At 65.3% G+C, this 19533-nt stretch carries 13 protein-coding genes; 5 read left to right on the forward strand and 8 right to left on the reverse strand.

Going from position 1 to position 19533, the window contains the following annotated elements; genetic code table 11:
• Positions 1–10 precede the first annotated feature (10 nt).
• Together ACFWYW_RS36285 and ACFWYW_RS36290 are read right to left on the reverse strand one after the other, a co-directional pair.
• Positions 11–1576 carry an MFS transporter gene (locus tag ACFWYW_RS36285; RefSeq protein ID WP_379641178.1) on the reverse strand — a complete coding sequence of 522 codons (1566 nt, stop codon included), beginning with the start codon at positions 1574–1576 and terminating at the stop codon, positions 11–13.
• Positions 1573–1947, reverse strand: a complete 375-nt coding sequence (locus ACFWYW_RS36290) for an NADPH-dependent FMN reductase (RefSeq protein WP_379611284.1) — start codon at positions 1945–1947, stop codon at positions 1573–1575. The genes ACFWYW_RS36285 and ACFWYW_RS36290 overlap by 4 nt, the downstream gene beginning before the upstream one ends.
• A 119-nt stretch (positions 1948–2066) precedes the next feature.
• Here ACFWYW_RS36290 and ACFWYW_RS36295 point away from each other — a divergent pair, with 119 nt between their 5' ends.
• Positions 2067–5138, forward strand: coding sequence for a BTAD domain-containing putative transcriptional regulator (locus ACFWYW_RS36295; RefSeq protein WP_379611285.1), 3072 nt, complete (start codon positions 2067–2069; stop codon positions 5136–5138).
• 62 nt (positions 5139–5200) lie between these two features.
• On the opposite strand, the gene ACFWYW_RS36300 is transcribed toward ACFWYW_RS36295, so the two are convergent.
• Positions 5201–5587 carry a RidA family protein gene (locus tag ACFWYW_RS36300; RefSeq protein ID WP_379611286.1) on the reverse strand — a complete coding sequence of 129 codons (387 nt, stop codon included), beginning with the start codon at positions 5585–5587 and terminating at the stop codon, positions 5201–5203.
• Between the two features lie 295 nt (positions 5588–5882).
• On the opposite strand from ACFWYW_RS36300, the gene ACFWYW_RS36305 reads away from it, so the two are divergent.
• The 3 genes from ACFWYW_RS36305 to ACFWYW_RS36315 all read left to right on the forward strand — a co-directional run bounded on the left by ACFWYW_RS36305 (position 5883) and on the right by ACFWYW_RS36315 (position 6980).
• Positions 5883–6080, forward strand: coding sequence for a transposase (locus ACFWYW_RS36305; protein WP_379611288.1), 198 nt, complete (start codon positions 5883–5885; stop codon positions 6078–6080).
• Between the two features lies 1 nt (position 6081).
• A complete protein-coding gene (locus tag ACFWYW_RS36310) occupies positions 6082–6351 on the forward strand; it encodes a hypothetical protein (RefSeq protein WP_379611436.1) in 270 nt (89 codons plus the stop codon).
• A 344-nt stretch (positions 6352–6695) separates the two neighbouring features.
• Positions 6696–6980, forward strand: a complete 285-nt coding sequence (locus tag ACFWYW_RS36315) for a hypothetical protein (RefSeq protein ID WP_379641180.1) — start codon at positions 6696–6698, stop codon at positions 6978–6980.
• A 610-nt stretch (positions 6981–7590) separates the two neighbouring features.
• Here the strand turns inward: ACFWYW_RS36315 and drmB are convergent.
• The 5 genes from drmB to ACFWYW_RS36340 form a co-directional block, all read right to left on the reverse strand.
• The gene (gene drmB, locus ACFWYW_RS36320; protein ID WP_379611290.1) at positions 7591–9468 is read right to left on the reverse strand and encodes a DrmB family protein; all 1878 of its coding nucleotides are present in this window, start codon (positions 9466–9468) and stop codon (positions 7591–7593) included.
• Positions 9465–12881, reverse strand: a complete 3417-nt coding sequence (locus ACFWYW_RS36325; protein WP_379611292.1) for a helicase-related protein — start codon at positions 12879–12881, stop codon at positions 9465–9467. Before ACFWYW_RS36325 ends, drmB begins: the two co-directional genes overlap by 4 nt.
• Positions 12881–14590, reverse strand: coding sequence for an NERD domain-containing protein (locus ACFWYW_RS36330; RefSeq protein ID WP_379611293.1), 1710 nt, complete (start codon positions 14588–14590; stop codon positions 12881–12883). The genes ACFWYW_RS36325 and ACFWYW_RS36330 overlap by 1 nt, the downstream gene beginning before the upstream one ends.
• Positions 14578–16110, reverse strand: coding sequence for a hypothetical protein (locus ACFWYW_RS36335; protein ID WP_379611294.1), 1533 nt, complete (start codon positions 16108–16110; stop codon positions 14578–14580). Before ACFWYW_RS36335 ends, ACFWYW_RS36330 begins: the two co-directional genes overlap by 13 nt.
• A 1235-nt stretch (positions 16111–17345) precedes the next feature.
• Positions 17346–18743 (reverse strand): DNA cytosine methyltransferase, encoded by a 1398-nt coding sequence (locus ACFWYW_RS36340; RefSeq protein WP_379611295.1) that lies wholly within the window; start codon positions 18741–18743, stop codon positions 17346–17348.
• A gap of 95 nt (positions 18744–18838) precedes the next feature.
• Between ACFWYW_RS36340 and ACFWYW_RS36345 the strand changes: the two genes are divergently transcribed.
• Entirely contained in the window at positions 18839–19336 is a 498-nt protein-coding gene (locus ACFWYW_RS36345; protein WP_379611296.1) for a very short patch repair endonuclease, read from the forward strand.
• Positions 19337–19533 lie beyond the last annotated feature (197 nt).

A 19533-nucleotide genomic window follows, 5' to 3' on the forward strand; every position in this document is an offset into this window, starting at 1 on the left:
CTCGCGCGCTCTACCGTCTCTCAGACGACCGCCACGGGAAGGCGGGTGATCCCGAGGATGCCAGTGCCTCCTCGCGCTCGGCGGGCGCGGGCTCGGCGGCGGCCGGGGCGTTCGTGGCCGGGACCTTCCTGAGCATCGTCAGCGACAGGACGATCGCCACGGCCACCAAAGCGGCCGCGATGCCGCCCGCCACGTTGAGCCCGTCGGTGTAGGCGGCCCGCGCCGCCGCCACCAAGGCCTCGCCGGTCTGGCCCGGCAGGCTCTCGGCCGCCGTCAGCGCCCCTGAGAGCGTGTCTGGGGCGCCTGCGGGCATCGCCGCACGGTAGACGGCCGTGCCCACGCTGCCGAGGACCGCGACGCCCAGAGAGGTGCCCAGGTCGCTGGCGGTGGTGTTCACCGCGGAGGCGGCCCCGGCCTTCTCCGGCGGCGCCGAGCCGATCACCAGAGCGGTGTTCAGCGCCATCGCCGGGGCGATGCCCGGGTAGAGCACGAAGAAGCCGGTGAGCAGCATCGGCAGACCGGCGACGCTGCCGACCTGGGTCATCAGCAGGTAGCCGATCACCGAGAGGAACGCGCCGCCGCTGATCACGTACGCCGGCCGTACCCGGCGGGCGATGACCGGCGACAACGTCGAGACGGCCACCAGCGCGAGCGCCGCGGGAAGGATCCACAGACCCGCCTCCAGCGGCGAGAGCCCCGCCACGAGCTGCAGGTACTGCGTGAACAGCAGGTACACGCCGCCCAGCGCGACCGCGCTCAGCATGAACACGCTCAGGGCGCCGCTGAACACCTTGTCGGCGAACAGCCGCACGTCCAGGAGCGGGTTCTCCAGCCGCAGCTGCCTGCGGACGAAGATCACGCCGAACAGCAGGCCGACCGCGAGCGTGCCCAGCGAGATCACGCCGGGACCCGCCTTGGCCAGCTCCTTCACCCCGTACACGATCGGCAGCAGCGTCGCCATCGACAGCAGCACGCTCAGCGGGTCCAGCCCGCCGCTCTTCGGCGCGCGGTACTCGGGGATCAGGAACGGCGCGCCCACCAGCACGAGCACCATCACCGGCACGCCCGCCAGCAGGGCCGCGCCCCACCAGAACGCCTCCAGCAGCAACCCGCCCACCAGCGGGCCGATCGCCACGCCGACGGAGATCGAGGCCGCCCACAGCCCGATGGCGGTGCCGCGCTGCCTGTCGTCCTTGAACATGTTGCTGATCAGCGACAACGTCGACGGCATCACCGCCGCCGCGCCCACGCCCATCACCGCGCGGGCCGCGATCAGCAGCTCCGCATTAGGCGCCAGCGCCGCCAGCAACGAGGCCACGCCGAAGGCCGCGGCGCCGAACAACAGCACCTTCCTGCGTCCTATCCGGTCGCCCACGGTGCCCATCGCCACGAGCAGGCCCGCCATCATGAAGCCATAGATGTCATTGATCCACAACAGCTGCGCGCCGCTCGGGTCCAGGTCCGCCGCGATCTGCGGCGTGGCCAGGAAGAGCACCGTCATCGCCAGGAAGAGCAGCACGGTGGGCAGCAGAAGTATCGAGAGCCCGAACCACTGCCGGGGTCCAGCCTTGTTCATGAGAATTCCTGTCTGAGAAGTCTGAGGAGCATGCGATCGACGGCCGACGGGATCAGCAGCGCCGGGTCGCTCACGAGCGCGACCGGCTTGCCCCGCCACGCCTCGGCGCACCAGAACACCGCCTTGCGCAACGACCAGGTCCGTACCGCGACCACCACGAATCCCTCCGCCGCGGCGAGCCAAGGCATCAGATCGTGTACGGCCGGCGGCACCAACGCCCGGCCGGGCGCCGGATCCGGCAGGCACGCGGCCTCGAGATCGATCACGTCGACCTCCAGGCCGTGGCGCGCACAGGCTCGCTCAGCGATCAACATGGCCGCCGAGTGGTCAGAGCCTGTGACCACCGCCAGCCGCGGGTGTCCGTCGTTCATGTCCTGGACTGTGCCTGCGGGCGCTCCAGGTTTTCTCCAGCTCCACTACCGTGAGGCTCATGCGTTTCGGGGTACTTGGTCCGCTCGCGGTGTGGGGACCGGAAGGTGCGCAGGTCAGAGTGCCTGAGGTGAAGGTCCGCGCCCTGCTGGCCCACCTGCTCATCGACCCGGGGAAGGTGGTGCCCGCCGACCGCCTCATCGACTCGCTCTGGAGCGGCGCGCTGCCCGCCAACCCCGCCGGCGCCCTGCAGACCCGCGTCTCCCAGCTCCGCAGGATCGTCGGCAAGGAGAGCGTGGTGTCCGGCGCCTCCGGGTACCGGCTCCAGGTGGAGCCCGGCGACGTCGACACCGGACGTTTCCAGACGCTGCTGTCCGAAGCCCGCACCGGCGCGCCCGAGGCCAGGGCGGCGTTGCTGGCCGACGCGCTGGCACTGTGGCGCGGGCCCGCGCTGATCGACTTCGCCGACGAGGAGTTCGCCAGGCCCGAGATCGCCCGCCTGGAGGAACTGCGGCTGACCGCGCTGGAAGACCACGCCGAGACGCGGCTCGAACTGGGCGAGCACGCCCTGCTCGCCGACGAACTCGGTGACCTGGTCGGCCGGCACCCTCTCCGGGAACGGCTGCGCGCTTCCCACATGCGGGCCCTCTACCGGTCCGGGCGGCAGAAGGAGGCGCTGGACAGTTACGGCGCGCTTCGGGCTCGGCTTGACGAGGATCTCGGGCTGGAGCCCGGGCCTGAGCTGGCCGGGCTGCACCAGGCCATCCTGCGGCAGGATCCCTCGCTGGACGCGCCGGTGCGGGAGGCCCGCCGTACGAACCTGCCCGTCGCCCTGACCGACCTCGTCGGCCGCGACGACGCGGTGTCCGCCGTCGTCGGGCTGCTGGGCGAGGCCAGGCTGGTGACGCTGACTGGACCGGGCGGTGTGGGGAAGACGCGGCTGGCGATGGAGACGGCGGGCCGGTTGACCTCCTCCGAGCCGGACGGGGTCTGGCTCGTCGAACTGACCGCAGCCACCTCGGCCGTCTCCGGGGCCTCTTCGGCCACCTCGGCCGGCTCCGGCGTCTCTTCGGCCACCTCGGCCGGCTCCGGCGTCTCTTCGGCCACCTCGGCCGGCTCCGGGGTCTCTTCGGCCGCCTCGGTGGCCGGGGCGACTGAGGTGGCCGAGGTTGTCGCGGCGTCCCTCGGCGTCCGTGACGAGGGGCCGGACCTGGCCGGGCGGCTGGCCGAGGCGCTGCGCGGCAAGAGGATGCTGCTCGTGCTGGACAACTGCGAGCACGTGACCGAGCCTGTCGCCCGGCTCGCCGCGCTCCTGCTGCGGACCGCGCCCGAGCTACGCATCCTCGCCACCAGCCAGGAGCCGCTCGGTGTCGCGGGCGAGCAGGTGTGGAGCGTGCCCACGCTGGCCCAGAAGGACGCGGAGCGCCTGTTCGCCGCCCGGGTCGCGGACGCCGCGCCCGGTGTGGAGCTCGATCCCGACGCCGTGGCGGCCATCTGCCGGCGACTCGACGGGATTCCGCTGGCGCTGGAGCTGGCGGCCACCCGCGTCCGGGCACTCGGTGTCCGGGAGCTGGCCGCGCGGCTCGACGACCGGTTCCGGGTGCTGGGGGGCTCCCGGAACGACGTGCCCGCCCGGCAGCGGACGCTCCGGGCAATGATCGACTGGAGCTGGGAGCTGCTCGGGCCTGCCGAGCGGCTGGTGTTGCGGCGGCTGGCCGTACACGCTGACGGGTGCACTTTGGAGGCGGCCGAGGCTGTCTGCGGCGACGACGCGCTGGACGTCCTGCCCCGGCTGGTGGACCGGTCGCTGGTCGTGGTCGGCGACGGGCCCCGATACCGGCTGCTGGAGTCGGTCGCCGCCTACTGCCAGGAGCGGCTGCTGGAGGCCGGGGAGAGCGAGGAGATGCGGCTGCGGCACCGGGACCACTACCTCGCGCTGGCCGAGCGCGCCGAGCCGTACCTGCGTGGGCCCGAGCAGCGCAAATGGTTGCTGCGACTGGACGCCGAAGCCGCCAACTTCCGCGCCGCGCTGACCGCGGACGACAGCGGGAGCTCCGAACGGCTGGTCAACGCGCTCGCCTGGTACTGGGTCCTGCGCGGACGGCTCGGCGAGGGCCGCAGATGGCTGGCCCAGATCACTGCCCCGGGCGACATCACGCGTACATGGCTGGCCGCCTTCACCCTGCGTACCGGCGAGGCGATCACCTCGGTCCCCGTCGCGGCCCCCACCGCCGACGTCGCCGCGCTCACCGGCCTGGCGCGAGCTCAGGCCTTCCTGGCCTCCGCCCAGCTGGGCATCGGCGACTCGGAGCCCGCAGAAGAACTCGCCGACCGCGCCTTGACCTCCTTCGCCGCGATTGGCGACGAATGGGGTACGGCTTTCGCCCGCTCAGTCCAGGCCCGCCAGGCGTTGCTACGCAGCGACCTGGACCGTGCCCGAGCCTACGGCAGGGAAAGCCTGGACCTGTTCGCCCAGCTGGGTGACCGCTGGGGCCAGTCCCACGCCGGGTTCGCCGTCGCCTGGCACGCCGAAATCGTGGGCGACTACGCCGAGTCGGCCCGCGTACACCGCGATGGCCTCCGCATGTCCGAAGAACTCGGCCTATGGACCGAGGTAGCCGACAAAATGTCCCAGCTGGGACGTCTAGCCCTCCTGGCCGGAGCCTTCGACCAGGCCGACTCGCTCCACACGCGAGCCATGGCACTGTCCGCCGAACAGGGCTACACGGTGGGGGAGGAGTTCGCCGCCCTGGGCCTGGCCCTGAGCGCCCGCCGCCAGGGCCGCCTGGATGAGGCGGAGGCGCACCTGCTGGCCTGGATCGACTGGGACCACGCCCTGGACTCCGACGCCGCATTGGCCCTGATCTTCGCCGAACTGGGTTTCATCGAAGAGATGCGCGGCTCGTACTCGGCCGCCGAAGCCCGCCACCAGCAAAGCCTGACCCGAGCCCGAGCCGTAGGCGACCCCCGAGCCATAGCCCTCGCCCTGGAGGGCCTGGCCGGTACCGCCACCTCAGAGACGGACGGCGCCTACCTCCTCGGCCAGGCAGCCGCCCTGCGCCTGTCCGTCGACGCACCCTTGCCGGAGGGCGAGCGTTTCGACGTCGACCGCATCACGGCACGCCTACGCGCAACGCTGGGCCCCAAGTTCACCGTCGCCTACACCGAAGGCCTCACCAACTCACCGAAGTAGCGCCCGGCCGCAACCCCCACGACGACGCCCAGCGTCAACCCGCCACGACGACGCCCGGAGCGTCAACCCGCCGCGACAACCTCGATCTCCACCAGCCATTCGTCGACCAGCGTCTGCGCGACGATCGCCGTCGTCGGCACAGCCCGCCCATGGAGCGCCGCCACCCGAGCCGCCGCATTCGCCGCCGCATAGGCCGGATCGCGCAGATAACTGGTGAGCCGAACGATGTTGTCCACCGTCATACCGGCGCTGGCGAGAATAGCCCGAATATTCGCCCATATAAGCCCCAGCTGCTCCTCCAATGTGGCCCCGGGCTGCCCATCGGCATCCAACCCCATCGTCCCCGCCACAAATAACAACCGCTCAGCCCCACGAACCTCGACCGCATGTACATAGTCCCCAGTGGCCGAGTAAACCCCACGTTCCGGATTAACCGTCTTTATCTCCATAGCCAGCACGCTACCTGCACAACCCCCTCTCCAACCCCCGCCGATTGGCCGCTTAATTGGCCATGGCCAGGTGGAGATTTCCATAACCGGTTGCGACGAAATTTATACAGAGAGTAGTCTCTGTCATGCGAGGCAGCGCCCAAGTCGGGGGACAGGCGCAACCATCCGCGGTTGCCGCAACCAGAAGTAGCCCTCGCCAGGCGCTCTACCGAGCACCTGGCGAGGCGCTCCCAGAGACGCCCGCCACACGCCGCAGTCCCGGACCCCGAAAGACTGCCCCGGAAAGTCGCATGCGGTGTCTGAGTCGATCGTCGGCCCCTGCGCCTTCGTCTGGCTGGACGCGCTCACGCAGAAGGTGCGCAAGGGCTGCCGCACGATCAAGGTGCACGCCCTGGTCGCCACTGCCGTGAACGCCAACGACCAGCGGGAGACCCTCGGCCTGGACACCGTCCTCGGAAGAGGACGATGCTGGCTGGCCAGCCTTCCTGCGTGATCTGGTCGGTCGTGGCCTACCTGGGATGCGGCTGATGATCTTCGACACCCACCGCGGGCTGGCCGGGGCTTCCGGCGCGGCGCTGCTGGGCACGCCCTGGCAGACGGTGCCGCACCCACTACGTGCGCAACTGCTCACCACTGTCCTGAGGGCCGGCACAGCCGCGGGTGGCCACGCTGTTGCGCACTATCTTCGATCAGTCCACCAGCGACCAGGTGCGGGCCCAGCACGCCTGGGTGGCGCAGTGCTGGCCCAGCAGACCGGCGAATAGACCGAAGCTCGTCGCTACATGGGCCTGGGCCTGGTGGCCAAAGCTCACATGCGAGTGATCCCAGGCGACACGCCTGGACAGAATCTCCTTCCGCAGACAATCACCACTTTCCGTACAGAACAGGACCACGCGAAGATCGATTCATAAACCGCGTTCGTGGACATGACCCCCCGAGCTTTCCTCGAACCCTTCTTCATAGTCCGGCAAATCACGCGATAGCCATCTTCGCCACCCACGGATTATGAGTCCGATTCTCTGAGGGAGAACTGTTACCCGCGGAAACTTGGCGCTCCACCCCATGAGCTGGCATGTTCCCCTCCCACAACGCCCTCCGGCAGCGGAGAATGATGGATGTGACCCAGAGCGTGATCCCCCAGCCGGGCATGTGGTTCGAGCATGCCTTGAACTCCCAGAACGACCGCCCGGCACTGTACGTGATCACTAAGATCGCCGACCCCGGCCCCACGGCCCTCCCTCAGATCCACTATCAACGTCTCGGCGCCACACCCGACGACAGAGCCGAAAGCATCGACGCCGACCTGTTCGACGACATAGTCCTGCGCTGGCTGACCCCCGAGGAAGCCGTACGGGCAGAGATCCATGCCCGCTACCACCCTGGCACCTATTGAGCCCTGCGCCGAGTGAGCGACGGCGAGCGAGGACAGGCCCCCTCTGTCCTCGCTCGCCCTCGAAGATGATCGCCTTCCGCGGCCTCGTTGTCGTCACACCACAATGACCGCAGCGGGCGTTGATACAGCCTGGGACAAGGGATGCCACCGCCTGGCAACTGGGGCGACCTTCTCGTCGAAAGGTTGGTCGAGAATTTGTCATGCTCGAGAAAGAGGCTGATGCGGTCTGGGGGGGGGTCACCACTTGAGGCGCGATCCCCTCCTTCGTGCCCGCGAAGCAGTACACCTTGGAGACGAACCAGAACGCCTGGCTGACCATGTCCGCGTGACCGTTTCGAACTCGCTGCCCACCTCCTCGGACTCGGCTTCCAGGATGTTAATTCTTTGGTCGCGGTGTGGGCCAGTACATAAGGGCGGCCAAGTTCGCGGCCGTCCGGTCTCGATCCGCGCAAATCCTCAGCACGATCGCCTTTCCTAGTCGGCCTGAGCGCCTTGGTGAGGGAGCGCGCCAATCGAGCTTGCGCGTCGATCCGGCGACCTTGGCGTCAATTGATCTCGGTGCGGAGGCCGATGAATCGCGGCCGAGGCCCGTTGCCTCTTGGCACGTTGCTCAGCTGAAGAACCCAAGCTTCGGCTCCTTCAGGGAGCCGACGACCAGTCCCCGATCCAGGAACCGGTTGAACTCCTCGCAGGCTGTTTCCGGGAGCAGAGCGCACGCATGACAAGCTGCGAGATTGCAGGAATCCGGTCCCTGGCCCCCTTCGCCGGCTTCCATGCAGATCGGGTCGGTCGAGCACCATTCGGCGTTCGCTAGCGCCGTTGCCCAGGTGCGCTCCAGGTAACGCGGCTTGCCCATCCGGACCAAGCCGCCCATGGTGCCTTCGGCGTCTCCGGCAGCTGTGTAGATCAGCATGCCCGCCATCGGCGCGTCGTGCTCATTGGAGACGTATAGGCGTTCCCGGAGCGAGGCGGTGCTGTAACCACACTCGAAAACCAGTTGGTTGATGAGGAGGTGAGCGACGGTGTGGATCAGGAAAAAGCGTGGGGTGATCTCTTTGGGTGCGAGCAGGCGATCGGGGGGCAGATCGGAGTAACGCAGCGCGATGCGGTTCGCCCTGTCCTGGACCTCATCCCGCCCTTCCCAGTCGCGTAGGCGTTCTTCGTCGAGTTCAAGGTAAATGCCCTCACCGGAGACGGTGTAGGCCGGGAGCCAGTCCCGCTCGGGAGCGGGCTGGTTCTTCCAGAGCTTGCTCTTGCCTTCCTTGAGTTTGAGACCGGAAGAGGCCAAGCGAGTGAAGCCCCAGAGGGCGCGGGTCTCTCGCAGGGACTCCACCAGCCGTACTCGGGAGAAGGCCTCCGTGATGACGTGTTCGTACGGCGTTCCCGCGGAGCTCACTACGAGGTTCGGGTGATCGATCTCATTGCGGAGCATGGCGTACTCGGGACGCCGCCAGCCGGTCAGGGTGAGCTCGTCAAGGTCATAGACCTCTTCTGCCTTTTCGCCGCCATATGCCTCATCAAGGGCATGTTGGATCTGGGCATCTGTGTACGGCTTGAGCACATCGTGCTCGTCGATCGTGCGGACGGTCTCCACGGTTACCTCCCCAGTCTTTCGCGCGAATTGCATCGCAGTCACAAAGGTCGGCCGGTTGAGGATCTCCAGGAGTTTGGGCGGGACTGTGCTCGCGCTCTGCGGAAGATAGATGGAGCTTTCTACCAGCGGAAAGTAGACATTGGACGCGCCACGTAGGCTGCCACGCAGGGGATGGCCACATGGCTGGGACGCTCCGCCGAGCCACGGGCGCCACCCACCGCAGGAGTAGTCGGCGTCTTTGTCGAGCTTGCTGCTGAGGATGGTTGATGCCTCACCGTCCACCTTGGTCGCTGTCGTGACACCTTCCAAGGTGCGGACCTTGCCGCATCCCTCGCACACCACGAGTTGCCCGGAGAGGGAACCGGTACCCACGGCCTTGAGCCGGAGGACCCCGCGGCATGTTGGCTGGATGCTGCGATGCACCCACTCGCGCCAGGGGAAGTCACCGACGTGTCCCTTCTCGCAGATCACGACGAAGGGCACCTGGGACATCGCAGGTCCCTTACCCGCAGGCTTGCCGACCGCCTGGTGCTGCTTGTCAGGGCAGCGAGCCTTTCCGTGATAGGCGAGTGGCTGCTGCTCCAGCCGCTTGCAGTACGGGCAGAAGCTCCAGCTTGGGAATCGGAGGAAGGGGATGGTGAGCAGGAGATTGGGGGTGTTGGGCATCCCCTTGACGCGGGGCCGGTAGTCCGGTGGCAGACGGAAGTGGCTGACCCGCAATCGCTTCTGTAGCCGCCACTCGTCGATTCGGAATTCACTTGCCTCAACGTCCTCGCCTTCGAACCAGTGGTCGAGCCCGGCGGTGATGACGGAGCTGCCATCGACCATCACCGTCATCGCGCCCACGCCGAATGGGGAGATGAGCTGAGCTCTGCGAATGTTGCCGCTGGTCACGAAATCCCCCCAGAGGTGTTGAAGGCGTCTGTGATCGCGGCACGGCACTCTGCATCCACGTTGCGCATGGAAGCGGGCACAGGCCAGGTGGGCTTACCATTACTCTCAGCCGTCCCGGCATACCGCATCAGTCCGTTTAGAGGGTCGCCTGTCACGGGGTTTGCCTCCCATTCCGCCCGGTCCCAGTCGTCCCACTCCTGGAGTGCCTGAGAAACCTCGCGTTCGACGGCGTCGATTTCCTCCGGATCGACGAGCTCAGCCCGGGCAAGCAAAATGTCCGCCGCGGCATCAGCCTCGTCGTGAGGGAGCGGCCACGGTGGCAGATCCAGGGATCCTGTCATCCGGACGTGTGCGACCAGGGCTCCGCGAAGCGCTCGCCGGAGAACCGGGCGTGCAAAGGGCGTGACACTGGTCGGCTCTACTTGGGCGTAGAGACGCTCGTGGTAGCTACGGAAACGTTCGTAGTGGGAGCGGTCGCGTGGTTTGGCGGCGCCGTACAGGGTGACCACCAGACCGGGACGTTCCTGCCATCGGCGACCGACACGGCCGGTGACTTGGATGTACTGAGAGGTGGTCTTGGGCTGTCCGACGACGGCCATGAGGGAGAGCCGGTCGATGTCGACGCCAACTTCGATGATGTTGGATGCCAGGCAGATGTCGATGGCCTTCCCGGTGGCGAAGTCAGCGGCCAGGTCGTCGATCGCACGTGGGATTTCGTCGTTCCGGCGGCGGCTGGTGAGCTCCATGGTGGTCCGCGGGAACCGCGTCTGCTCGACGCCCTCGCGGCGCCGGATGCCGACAAGGTAGTCAGGGATGTCCGCCTGGATGAGGGACAAGGTGTTTCCCAGCTCGCGGAGACTGTTGAAGAACCATAGAGACGTCCACCACGGATCCTTCTGCTCGTCGGGCAGGGATCCGGCGGACTGGAGGAGCGCGGCGGCTGTCCGGACCTGAACACTCTGGATCGAGCCCAAACCCGGTGAGTGGACACCGACATAGAGCCGGCCCGGAAATAGTTGCTTGGTCTCCTCGTCCCGCGCCCATACGGCGAAGAAGGAGTCCTCCGCGGTTAGGCCGGATGGCGGGAAGAGAGCCACCCGATCTCGGCCGTACACCGCCTTCGCCTGTTCCCCATAGCGGCGGATGGTGGCAGTGGAAGCGATGATCTTAGGCTTGGCAGGCGATGCTCCGCGCCGATCGGTGCAGAGTTCTTCGATAACCCCCTCGTACATGCCCACCATTGAGCCGAGCGGGCCGGAGATCAGGTGGAACTCGTCCTGGATGATCAAGCCCGGCGGCGAGGTGACCTGCTGTCCCGACTGGTCTCGCCCGAAGAGCGCCCGGGATAGAGGCCTCCATGGAATCATGGCGAACTTGTCAACCGTGCCGATCACCATCGAGGGCGGCTTTTCGTAGATATCGTCGTCGACGACGAGAAGCGGCAATCCCTGGTGGAAGGGGCATCGGTAATCGGGGCATTCCAGTAGGATTCGATCTGGGTTTCGGTAGTAGCGGTATCCAGGGATTATCGAATGCCTGATCCGTCTGCCTCGCGCTTTCATCTGCTCGGCAGTTGGGCCGAGCTTCGCTGAGCACCATGGACAGCGCAGCAACAAGAACTTGTTGGCGGCGTGGGCCGGCTCCTTGGCCATGTCCTTCCACGCCTCTACGGCCTTCTCACGCTTGTTCGGCGTCGTCGCACCGCCCAGCCAGATGCCGATGGTGTAAGGCTCGTTCCCCAGATCGCTCCGGCCGGCGCGGAGTTGTTCCATAGCGCAGATCAAAGCTGCTGCCCGGAGGAACTGCTGAGCGGTCAGAAGCCGGAGCGTGTAGCGCATGATGACTTCGGTGCCGACGTCACCAGGATCTCTCAGCCTTCTCAAGAACATCGCGAAGGCCGCTACGGCCAGGTAGGCCTCAGTCTTGCCGCCTCCTGTAGGGAAGAAGATCAGCTCAACATTGTCCCGGTCGTCGCTGTGGGGGTTAGCGATCGACTCGACAACGGCAAGGAAGAAGGCGATCTGGAAGGGCCGCCAATCTCCGCGTCCCGGTGGTAGGTCACCCGCAGGGGGAGCACCATCAACGCTGACGAACCCTTGCTCATCGAGCATGGTCTCTCTGGGCGGGACGCCTGACCTCGCCTGCTGGTCGACCATCGCCTGGTTAGCTAGGTGGAAGGCGGTGGCGATCTGCGGGTCCGTGCAGATGAGCTCCCAACCGCGGCGCATACGGCGGAGCGCAGCCTCGCATTGGCGAAGATGGGCCTCGGCCGCCGAGCGGTGCCGCTCTGGAATCTCTTCCCAACGGGCTGCGATCCACTGCTCGTAGCGCCGGATGATCTCTTCCACTTGGGACGCTGCCTTGTCTCGCCGCCCTGGCTCGGCGAGCACCTTCATACCGACAGCGAGTGCGGTGCGGTCCTCGCGGCGGATCACCGGGGTGACACTCGGCGTTTCGAAGGTCGGCAGGCAAACGGCATCGATCCGGGTTGTCGACTCGCCTGGCTCGCGGGCCCAGTCCGCCGCGCAGCCATGGCCAAGCGCGAAGGTCTGGTGGTGCCGGTAGAGCAGTGCAATCGATTGCTCTTCGGCGTCCAGGGGGCGGCTGCCACGCTCCTCAGGGTAGGGAAGGAACATGCCTCCGGCTTTAGCTTCGGCGGCGAACTCCGCCTGAAAGAGTGAGAATTGGTCCCCTCGGCCTGAAGAGCGGTTGGTAACTGTGATGGTGATCAGGTGATTGCCGTCAATGTGGCGGCTGTAGGCGCGCACCGCGATTTCCAGGCTGTCGGCGCCCTTGACGGTTACCTCGTCGGGATACACCTTGCGGCGGACACCCGTTGGCGCCAGGCTCTTAGCGCTGAACACCGCACACACAGTGACGGGGCTACGGACCCACCATGGATCCACTGCCGCACCGGCGATGGCAACCTGGAAGGACTTGTAGCGGCCGAATGACGCAGTTACGACGATTTTGGCGTCATCGGGGAGGTGGCAGCGCACCGAGATGCCGATGGTGCTCTGCTTTCGGGCGTTAGCCAAGGAAAGATCCAGATCGTCGTCCAGCTCATCCTTGATCTTGGATATGTCCGACTGGCGCTTCTCAACGAGCTGATCGCTGATTAGTGGTTCGAGTACTTCGTCGGAGAGGGTGCCGATCTCCGGTAGCGAGTCCTCTGGCGCTTCCTCCTCGCCTGCTGGAGCGAGTACGGCCGTGCCGTACCGGCGAAGTGGTCTGAAGTCATGAAGGATTTCTTCGCTCGTGGCGGCATCTCGCCAGGGGCCGCGAGCTTCTTCCTTCGAGGCGAACGCTATGGTCTTCGAGATGTCCAGAGGTTTTCCGAGCGGTTTGGGGCCAACAAGCTCGGCCTTGAGGTCTTCGAGGACGTTCTTTCGTGAGCTGAGGAATTCTGCCATCACACGTACCCCCTGCCAAGATTGCGCGCCATCTGACGCATCGCCTGATCCTTGGCGAGCACGATCAGCCGATCGGAAGCCCTGCTAAGGGCCACGTACAGCAGAGCCTCCGCTTCTGGCCCCTCCGCAGACTCCACATCGGTCACGATGACGGCCGGCGCGTCGAGTCCCTTGAACGCGTGGGTGGTCGAGTATCCGATCTTGCCAGTCTTGGCCGAGGCGTAAGGACTCAGCCGCTGGCGAAGGGCCAACGAGGTGCTTATGTAGGCGGCACCTCGAGAGCGGGCTGAGAGCACAACAATCTGCTCGGGCGGGTAATGATCCTTGCGTAGTGAATCAAGCGCCTGGGCGAGCTTGGTCTCTTGTTCAGGAGGCGAGCCATACTTGTAATACTCGACGTCAATACCGTCGTCAGGACGCCGGAACTTACGGTAGACGTTCCCTAGGCCGGTTAGCTGAGCTGCAGCCTGGCCGATGCGGGGGGTGTTGCGGCAGTTGTGATGCAGGACCGGCTGGAAGAATGACGGAGCACGCGAGGCCAGCTCCGCGCGACCGTCACCTTGGCCATAGATCGCCTGCCGCTGGAAATCCCCGAACATGAGCCATCGCCCGGCTGCCAGACCACCGTTGACCATCAGGTCGAGTGCGTCCAGATATCCGGGGACGCAGAGGTCTTGGGCCTCGTCGACGATCAGGACATCAACAGGATCGGATCGCTCGAACAGCGCTTCAAGCGCGAGGTCGGGCAGTTCCTTCTGCCACCAGTCAGCATCCGGATTCTCCCCCGGCACCTCGGCTTGGGCCAGGTCCAGCATCGCACGATGAAGGGTGCTCGCAGTGACGCCCGGGAAATCTTCAAGCTGGTCGGCCATCCATTTACCCAGCAGCTGATTGAAGCAGAGGACCCTGGCCGACTGCCCCTGGAGGCTGGCTCGCCTAGCAGCTTCCAGCGCTAGGAAAGTCTTGCCTGTCCCAGCTGCACCGGCGAACAGCACTCGTGGCTCGGACTCGATGAGGTCAAGGGCCTCGTACTGTTCCTGCAGAAACGTCAGCCGATCGTCATCACGCAGGCGCCGTACGTCAGTCGGCGAAATCGCCAGCTCGAAGCGCGGGCGCAGCATTGCCGCAAGTTCCTCGCACTGCGCTTCTGCAGGTTCGCTCCGTGCGGCGTCGAAGCTGGGTCGGGTGGCCGACAGGTGGCGACGTGCCTGGACCAGGACAGCGGTTAGCGATCGGGAGACAGGATGGCGAACAAAACCGCCCCGATCAAGAAGTTGCCAAGGGTGCCATTCGGGCGAGGGTGGCACGGCTGTCGCGTTCGCGTTTGTGAACCAGACCGCTGACCAGAACGGAATGTGGGTAAGATCGCGCCTGCTCCTTCCAAGGAATGCCCGCAGGCTATGCATGGCCTCGGCAGCTTGCGTGAACGGGCTGCGGCTGGTCGGTTGCTGAACTCCCAGGTGCCATGTCCCCGAGCTGTCCCGGCTGACGGTGCGATGAGACTTGACCTCCACGCACAAGACTCCCAGACGGGGAACGATTATGACGAAATCGGCCTCGCCCTCCACCTGCCTACGGTGCTGGGCGATGTGCAGTGAATGCAGCACGATCCAGCCGGCCGTCCCAGGATCACTCCGGAGTCGCTCGAAGAGGCGCCGTTCACCGGGCGGCGCGCCTCGGTCAATTACCGGGGGGATCATTCGAGCCATTCCACTCCTCGTGTCGCGAAAGGCCGACGGCAATCGTGGAGGGCGACAGCGGTTGTTTCTTCCCGAAGTGCCAGCACCTGGCAGGCCGTCATAGGGGCGGCGCCGGGAACGTCGTCCAAGTGGAGTTCGATCACACCGCCGATTTCTAACTGATGGAGATCACAGCTGTTCGCTTTGCTCTCCAGCGCGTCCATGAGGCGGTGCCCGGCCGAGACAACGGCTCGGCGCAGCATCTGGCCTGCCTCGATGTACGGCGTGGCGTCCCCGATCCCGAGCATGCGCAGAAGGATCTTGAAGTCCTCAACCTTTCGCGGCTGGATGAGATCCTCCTGGGCCCAGTGCGCGATGTTGTGAACCTTGACTCCGAACCCTGCGAGCCGCCGCGCTACCGCCGTAGGTCCTTGATCGTCCAGTAACAGCCGAAGCCGGCTCTTCCAGTCTTCCTGCAGGCGCCTAACCTCAGCGCTCTTGGTCTTGCCGAATAGCTCGTAGGCGACTCCGCGAGTGGTTGCGGCTTCGCTAACCCCCGCGCGGAGGATGAGAATCGTGCCTTGAGTCACGGAGGACATTGGCAGGGAGATCACTCGTTCGCCCAAGGGTGCGGTGGGATCCAAGCCTCGGATGCGTTCCCCGTCACTCGGAAGCCAGATCGCGTGATTTCCGCTGAGTACGGCCAGGCGGGCGGGCACCTTCTCAGTATCCGTGACCGCAGTCCGAGGGGCGGAGGCCAGAACGGCTTCCCAGTCGGGCGTGACCTGAAGATCGGCGGCAGGCGTTCCGCTCCACGGTTGCCAGCTCACGGCCGGGCGTACAGGCTCTTGAACCCGCGTTGTTAGTGATATCGCGGCGAACTGGCCGAAAAGTCCTGGGATCTTCTCTTCGTCGCGAACCCAGTGATGGTGAACAACTCGGACCGCCATGGCTCGCGGTGTGGTGAGTAGTTGCGCAGGGAAGGCGAAACTCGGTCCGCAGACTATGGCGAGATGGAATGGTTCGTGGCGGGCATACTCACCAGGCATCAGGACCGGCGGTACCCAGTCGCCCCAGTCTCGGAGCCAGGATGCGATCGCGAGGGCAGTGCGCCGGTTCCGGGCGATCAGGTAGGCACTGTGGGTATTCATCTCTTCCAGCGTGCTCATCACTGTAGACGCAAACGGCTCATTGCCTCCGGATTCGTATGCTTCCGCTGCCGCACCCAAGGCGTTGATCAGCGGTAGCAGGTGGGCAGGTGAGCCACCGCGCAAGGCCTCGGCAGTGCCCATGAGCTCCCTGAGCAGGGGAGCGGTGGTCGATGTTGAACTGGTGAAAGGTACGGGGTCGTACAGCCCGCGCCATCTGGTCGCGTTGGCGAGACGTGACAGGGAGTCCCAAGCTGGCGAGTCGGGTTCGTCCTGGAGTGCCTTGAGCAGAGATCGGACTTCACGGGAGAAGCGGTGAGCGCCAGCGTCATCGACATGCACACGCTGGGGGGCTGACTCACTGCTGCGATAGTAGCGATCAGCGACGGCGATGCGACTCACACCGCCCTCCTGAATGCCAGGACCTCGCAGCCTGAGGGCGGGTTCCAGCCGAGTTCATGGTTGCCGATAGGCGAGGCGTACGCACGCTCCTGCATCAGTGTCGACAATGCTGCGTCCACACCTGGCTCCGTACGCTCCAAAATCGAGATGACTAGGGGGGCGGTGCACTCAGGGAGCCAGCGGCTCGTAGCCGAGGCTCCGTCGAGGATTACCAGATGCGGCGGAGCGGGGAACATTTCCCAGGTGGGAACATCCGCCCGGGCGGACATGACCGAACTGCGCCAGCCCACGGGAGCTGTGAGCTCGATAGGCCTGACGATCGTGCTTAGTGGCCCGAACTGGAGACCACTTGGCGCGGAGACGTCCTCAGCCAGGTCGCTATAGATTCTCTCAGGCGAGCCAACAAGGATGAGGCCCCAATCCCAGGACGAGAGAAACTCCTCTGGATCTCCTCCGGGCAACAAGGATTTCACGAAGGTGGTCTCCGCATCGGAATAGGTCGCCGTGCCGATTGCCGATATGCCAGGGGGAGGTGTTCTGACCTCCCGTACCAGCCGTGTTTGGAACGCTCCCGTCCTGGGGGTGTTCAAGTAGAGACGGTCCGGAAGGCCTGTGAGGTAGTCACCAACGACAACGCGCTTCGGAGTCCTTACCCAGAGCCTCGTGCCAGGGGTGACATCTCCAAGTGGCAGGGACCAGGCGGTACGGGGTTCGCGACTGCGCTGGGTGTAGCGCTGGCAGACGTATCCGACCGCGATGGCCGACGCGCCTATGAGACGCGTGGGCGCTGAGACAGCAATGACAGTTTGCTGCGAGGCGGTATCGAGCGTTCCCTTGGCCGTGGCGATGCCCAGGCGGATCCATGCCGTGAACCAATCAGGGATAGCCCGGGACTGACCGTTGACCGAGTGTAGGAAGATGGGTCGCTTGCCCTCCTCAGGGGGTGTTCGAACCACCACCACATCCCCCTTCGCGTCAGGACAGAGGGTTGTGCGCCCGCAACGTCTTACCCTGCCTGCTGGTATTTAACAGCAGCGGTGGTCGCGGTTACCAGAGAGGGATGTGGCGTTATGAAATTGTTTTCAATTCTCCGGACCGCACACTTTCAGGGTTAAAGGAGACAAGCGTGGTTATTTGTCACCAGTCGTGCCATAAATAGCTGGCCGGAAAGTCAGGGTGCTGTCAGCTAGAGCATCACTGCACGCGAGTCAATCCGCTGTCACCTCTGCGCGCTTTCAGCTGATCTTGGATCTGTTCCTGCTGAACAGGTCGTTTCGCTGGTGGTCTTCCTGTCCGAGGAACGCCTTGAACTCGCCCAGACTGTATGTGAGATCACCGTTGGATCGCTCAGTCGTAAGCAGCTCGAAGTCGTGACCGAGATGGTTCAGGCGACGCTCGACTTCCGGCTGCTCCATCGGCGCACCCTCCTGGGCTAGCCGCTCAACGATCTGTTCCGCCGTCAACGGCCGGGCACTGCGAAGCAAGACCTTGTAGACCGGGTCTAGCACAATATCGGTGTTCTCAACCAGAGTCCGGCGCTTGCCGGTCTTCTGCAGGGCTTTCCTGATCGCCATGCCGATTGCCTTAGCGACGGGGGGAGGGAAGGCATTGCCGATTTGCCGGTACCTAGACGTCTTCCCACCGAGGAACTCCCACTCCTCGAATTCTTCGCCATACCAACCCTGGATGCGCGCGACCATCTCCACAGTCAACATCGGGTTCACGACGCCCTTCACACGTGGATTGTTTGGTCCGGGAGGGCCATCGGCCACGCCCTTGGCATCAACCCCCATCGCTTCCCACGCGGCCTTCGCCCGGGTTGGTCCAAGGTCGGCCCCACCGTGCTTTTTCGAGCCACCCACGATGGTCGGGGCAATCTTGTCAGCTTGCTGGACCCACTCCTCCAGCTGCTCTTCGGACCAATCGCCGCGGGCCATCAGGTCCCTGAGCAGCTGGCCGACCGTAGGTGGACGTTCTGCGCTCGACTGAGGCCACTCGAAGTACTCCGCGTACTCGGCCTGCAGTGCGATCAGCACGAATCGCGGCCGCAGCTGGGAAACGCCATACTTGTCGGCTTCCAGTAGCTGCCACTCGGCTATGTAGCCGTGTTCCTTCAGACGATCGAGGACACGTTGCCGGTAGGCGGTGAACCGGCTTCCGCTCAGGCCTTTGACGTTTTCCAGCAGGAGCGCTTTCGGTTTGATTCGGCCGCACAGCTCGACAGCCCATGCGAAAAGGTCCCGCTCATCTGTGGCACCCAACTGCTTGCCAGCGATGCTGAACGGAGGGCACGGCACACCGCCGGCCAGGAGATCAACGCCTTTGACCTCGTCCGGGTCCCAGACCTCGGGGTCGGCAACATCACCTACTCTGACGGTCTCGTGCGCTTCCTTCTCGTCGTAACCGAGCACCTTGACGAGGTTATGGCGCAACGTCTCTGCGGCTCGTTCGTCGAGTTCGACAGCAAGCCAGTGGCGGAAACCCGCCCGTTCCAGCCCAAGTGACTGCCCGCCGGCGCCTGCACAGATCTCGACGACTCTGAGCACATCTTCCTGGTCCGCCGTCGGTACCGGTGATTCGCGCCCGCTAGCCTCTGTGTCGCCATCGACAACGCGAGGGTGCTTCTCGGTCACAAGGACCCCTTTCGTAGTCCGGATGCGGCAAGAGACAGGTGAGCAGCTGTATCTTCGCGGAGGAGACCGCTAGCCGTACTCCCAATAGGACGAATGTGGGAAAGAGCAAGAAGGTTCAAGCTAGGACGCAGGCCCACGAGCGCGGGCTCTACCCGGCACCGCTGAACGAGGGCCGATCGCGCAACATGCAGGCCAATCGGCGCTCGGGCACCAAGCCGGAGGTGGCACTCCGGAGCGCGCTGCACCGGATGGGCTTCCGCTACCGGAAGGACTTCCGTCTCGACCTTGGTGAACTGAAGGTCCGTCCGGACATCGTCTTCACGGCTAAGCGCATCGCCGTCTTCGTAGACGGCTGCTTCTGGCATGTCTGTCCTGAGCACGGTCGTCTGCCGACCACCAACGAGTGGTACTGGACGCCGAAGCTTCGCAGGAACATGGAGCGCGATGAACGTGTCAACTCGGCGCTGGAGACCGCCGGCTGGCGGGTGGTCCGGCTGTGGGAACACGAAGACTTGACCGCGGCCATTGCGGCAGTGGTGACAGCGGTGAGTCCTGGTACCGAACATGCGAGCGAGACTAGCGCGGACAACTGACACTTCCGAATCCTGGAGTGCCCACTGACTGCCCGCCGAAGGCAAAGAATCCAGGTCTCGCCGCGTCTGACGTTGCGTTTAGACCGGGATGCGCTGGTAGGCGATCCTATCGGAACGTCCGCTTCCTCGAGACGTACGCATGCGCCGTACCTCCACCCAGTTCGCCAGTATGAACAGTGTGACGATGGCGGGCGCAC

It is taken from the genome of Nonomuraea sp. NPDC059023, assembly GCF_042740095.1.
Lineage (GTDB): Bacteria > Actinomycetota > Actinomycetes > Streptosporangiales > Streptosporangiaceae > Nonomuraea.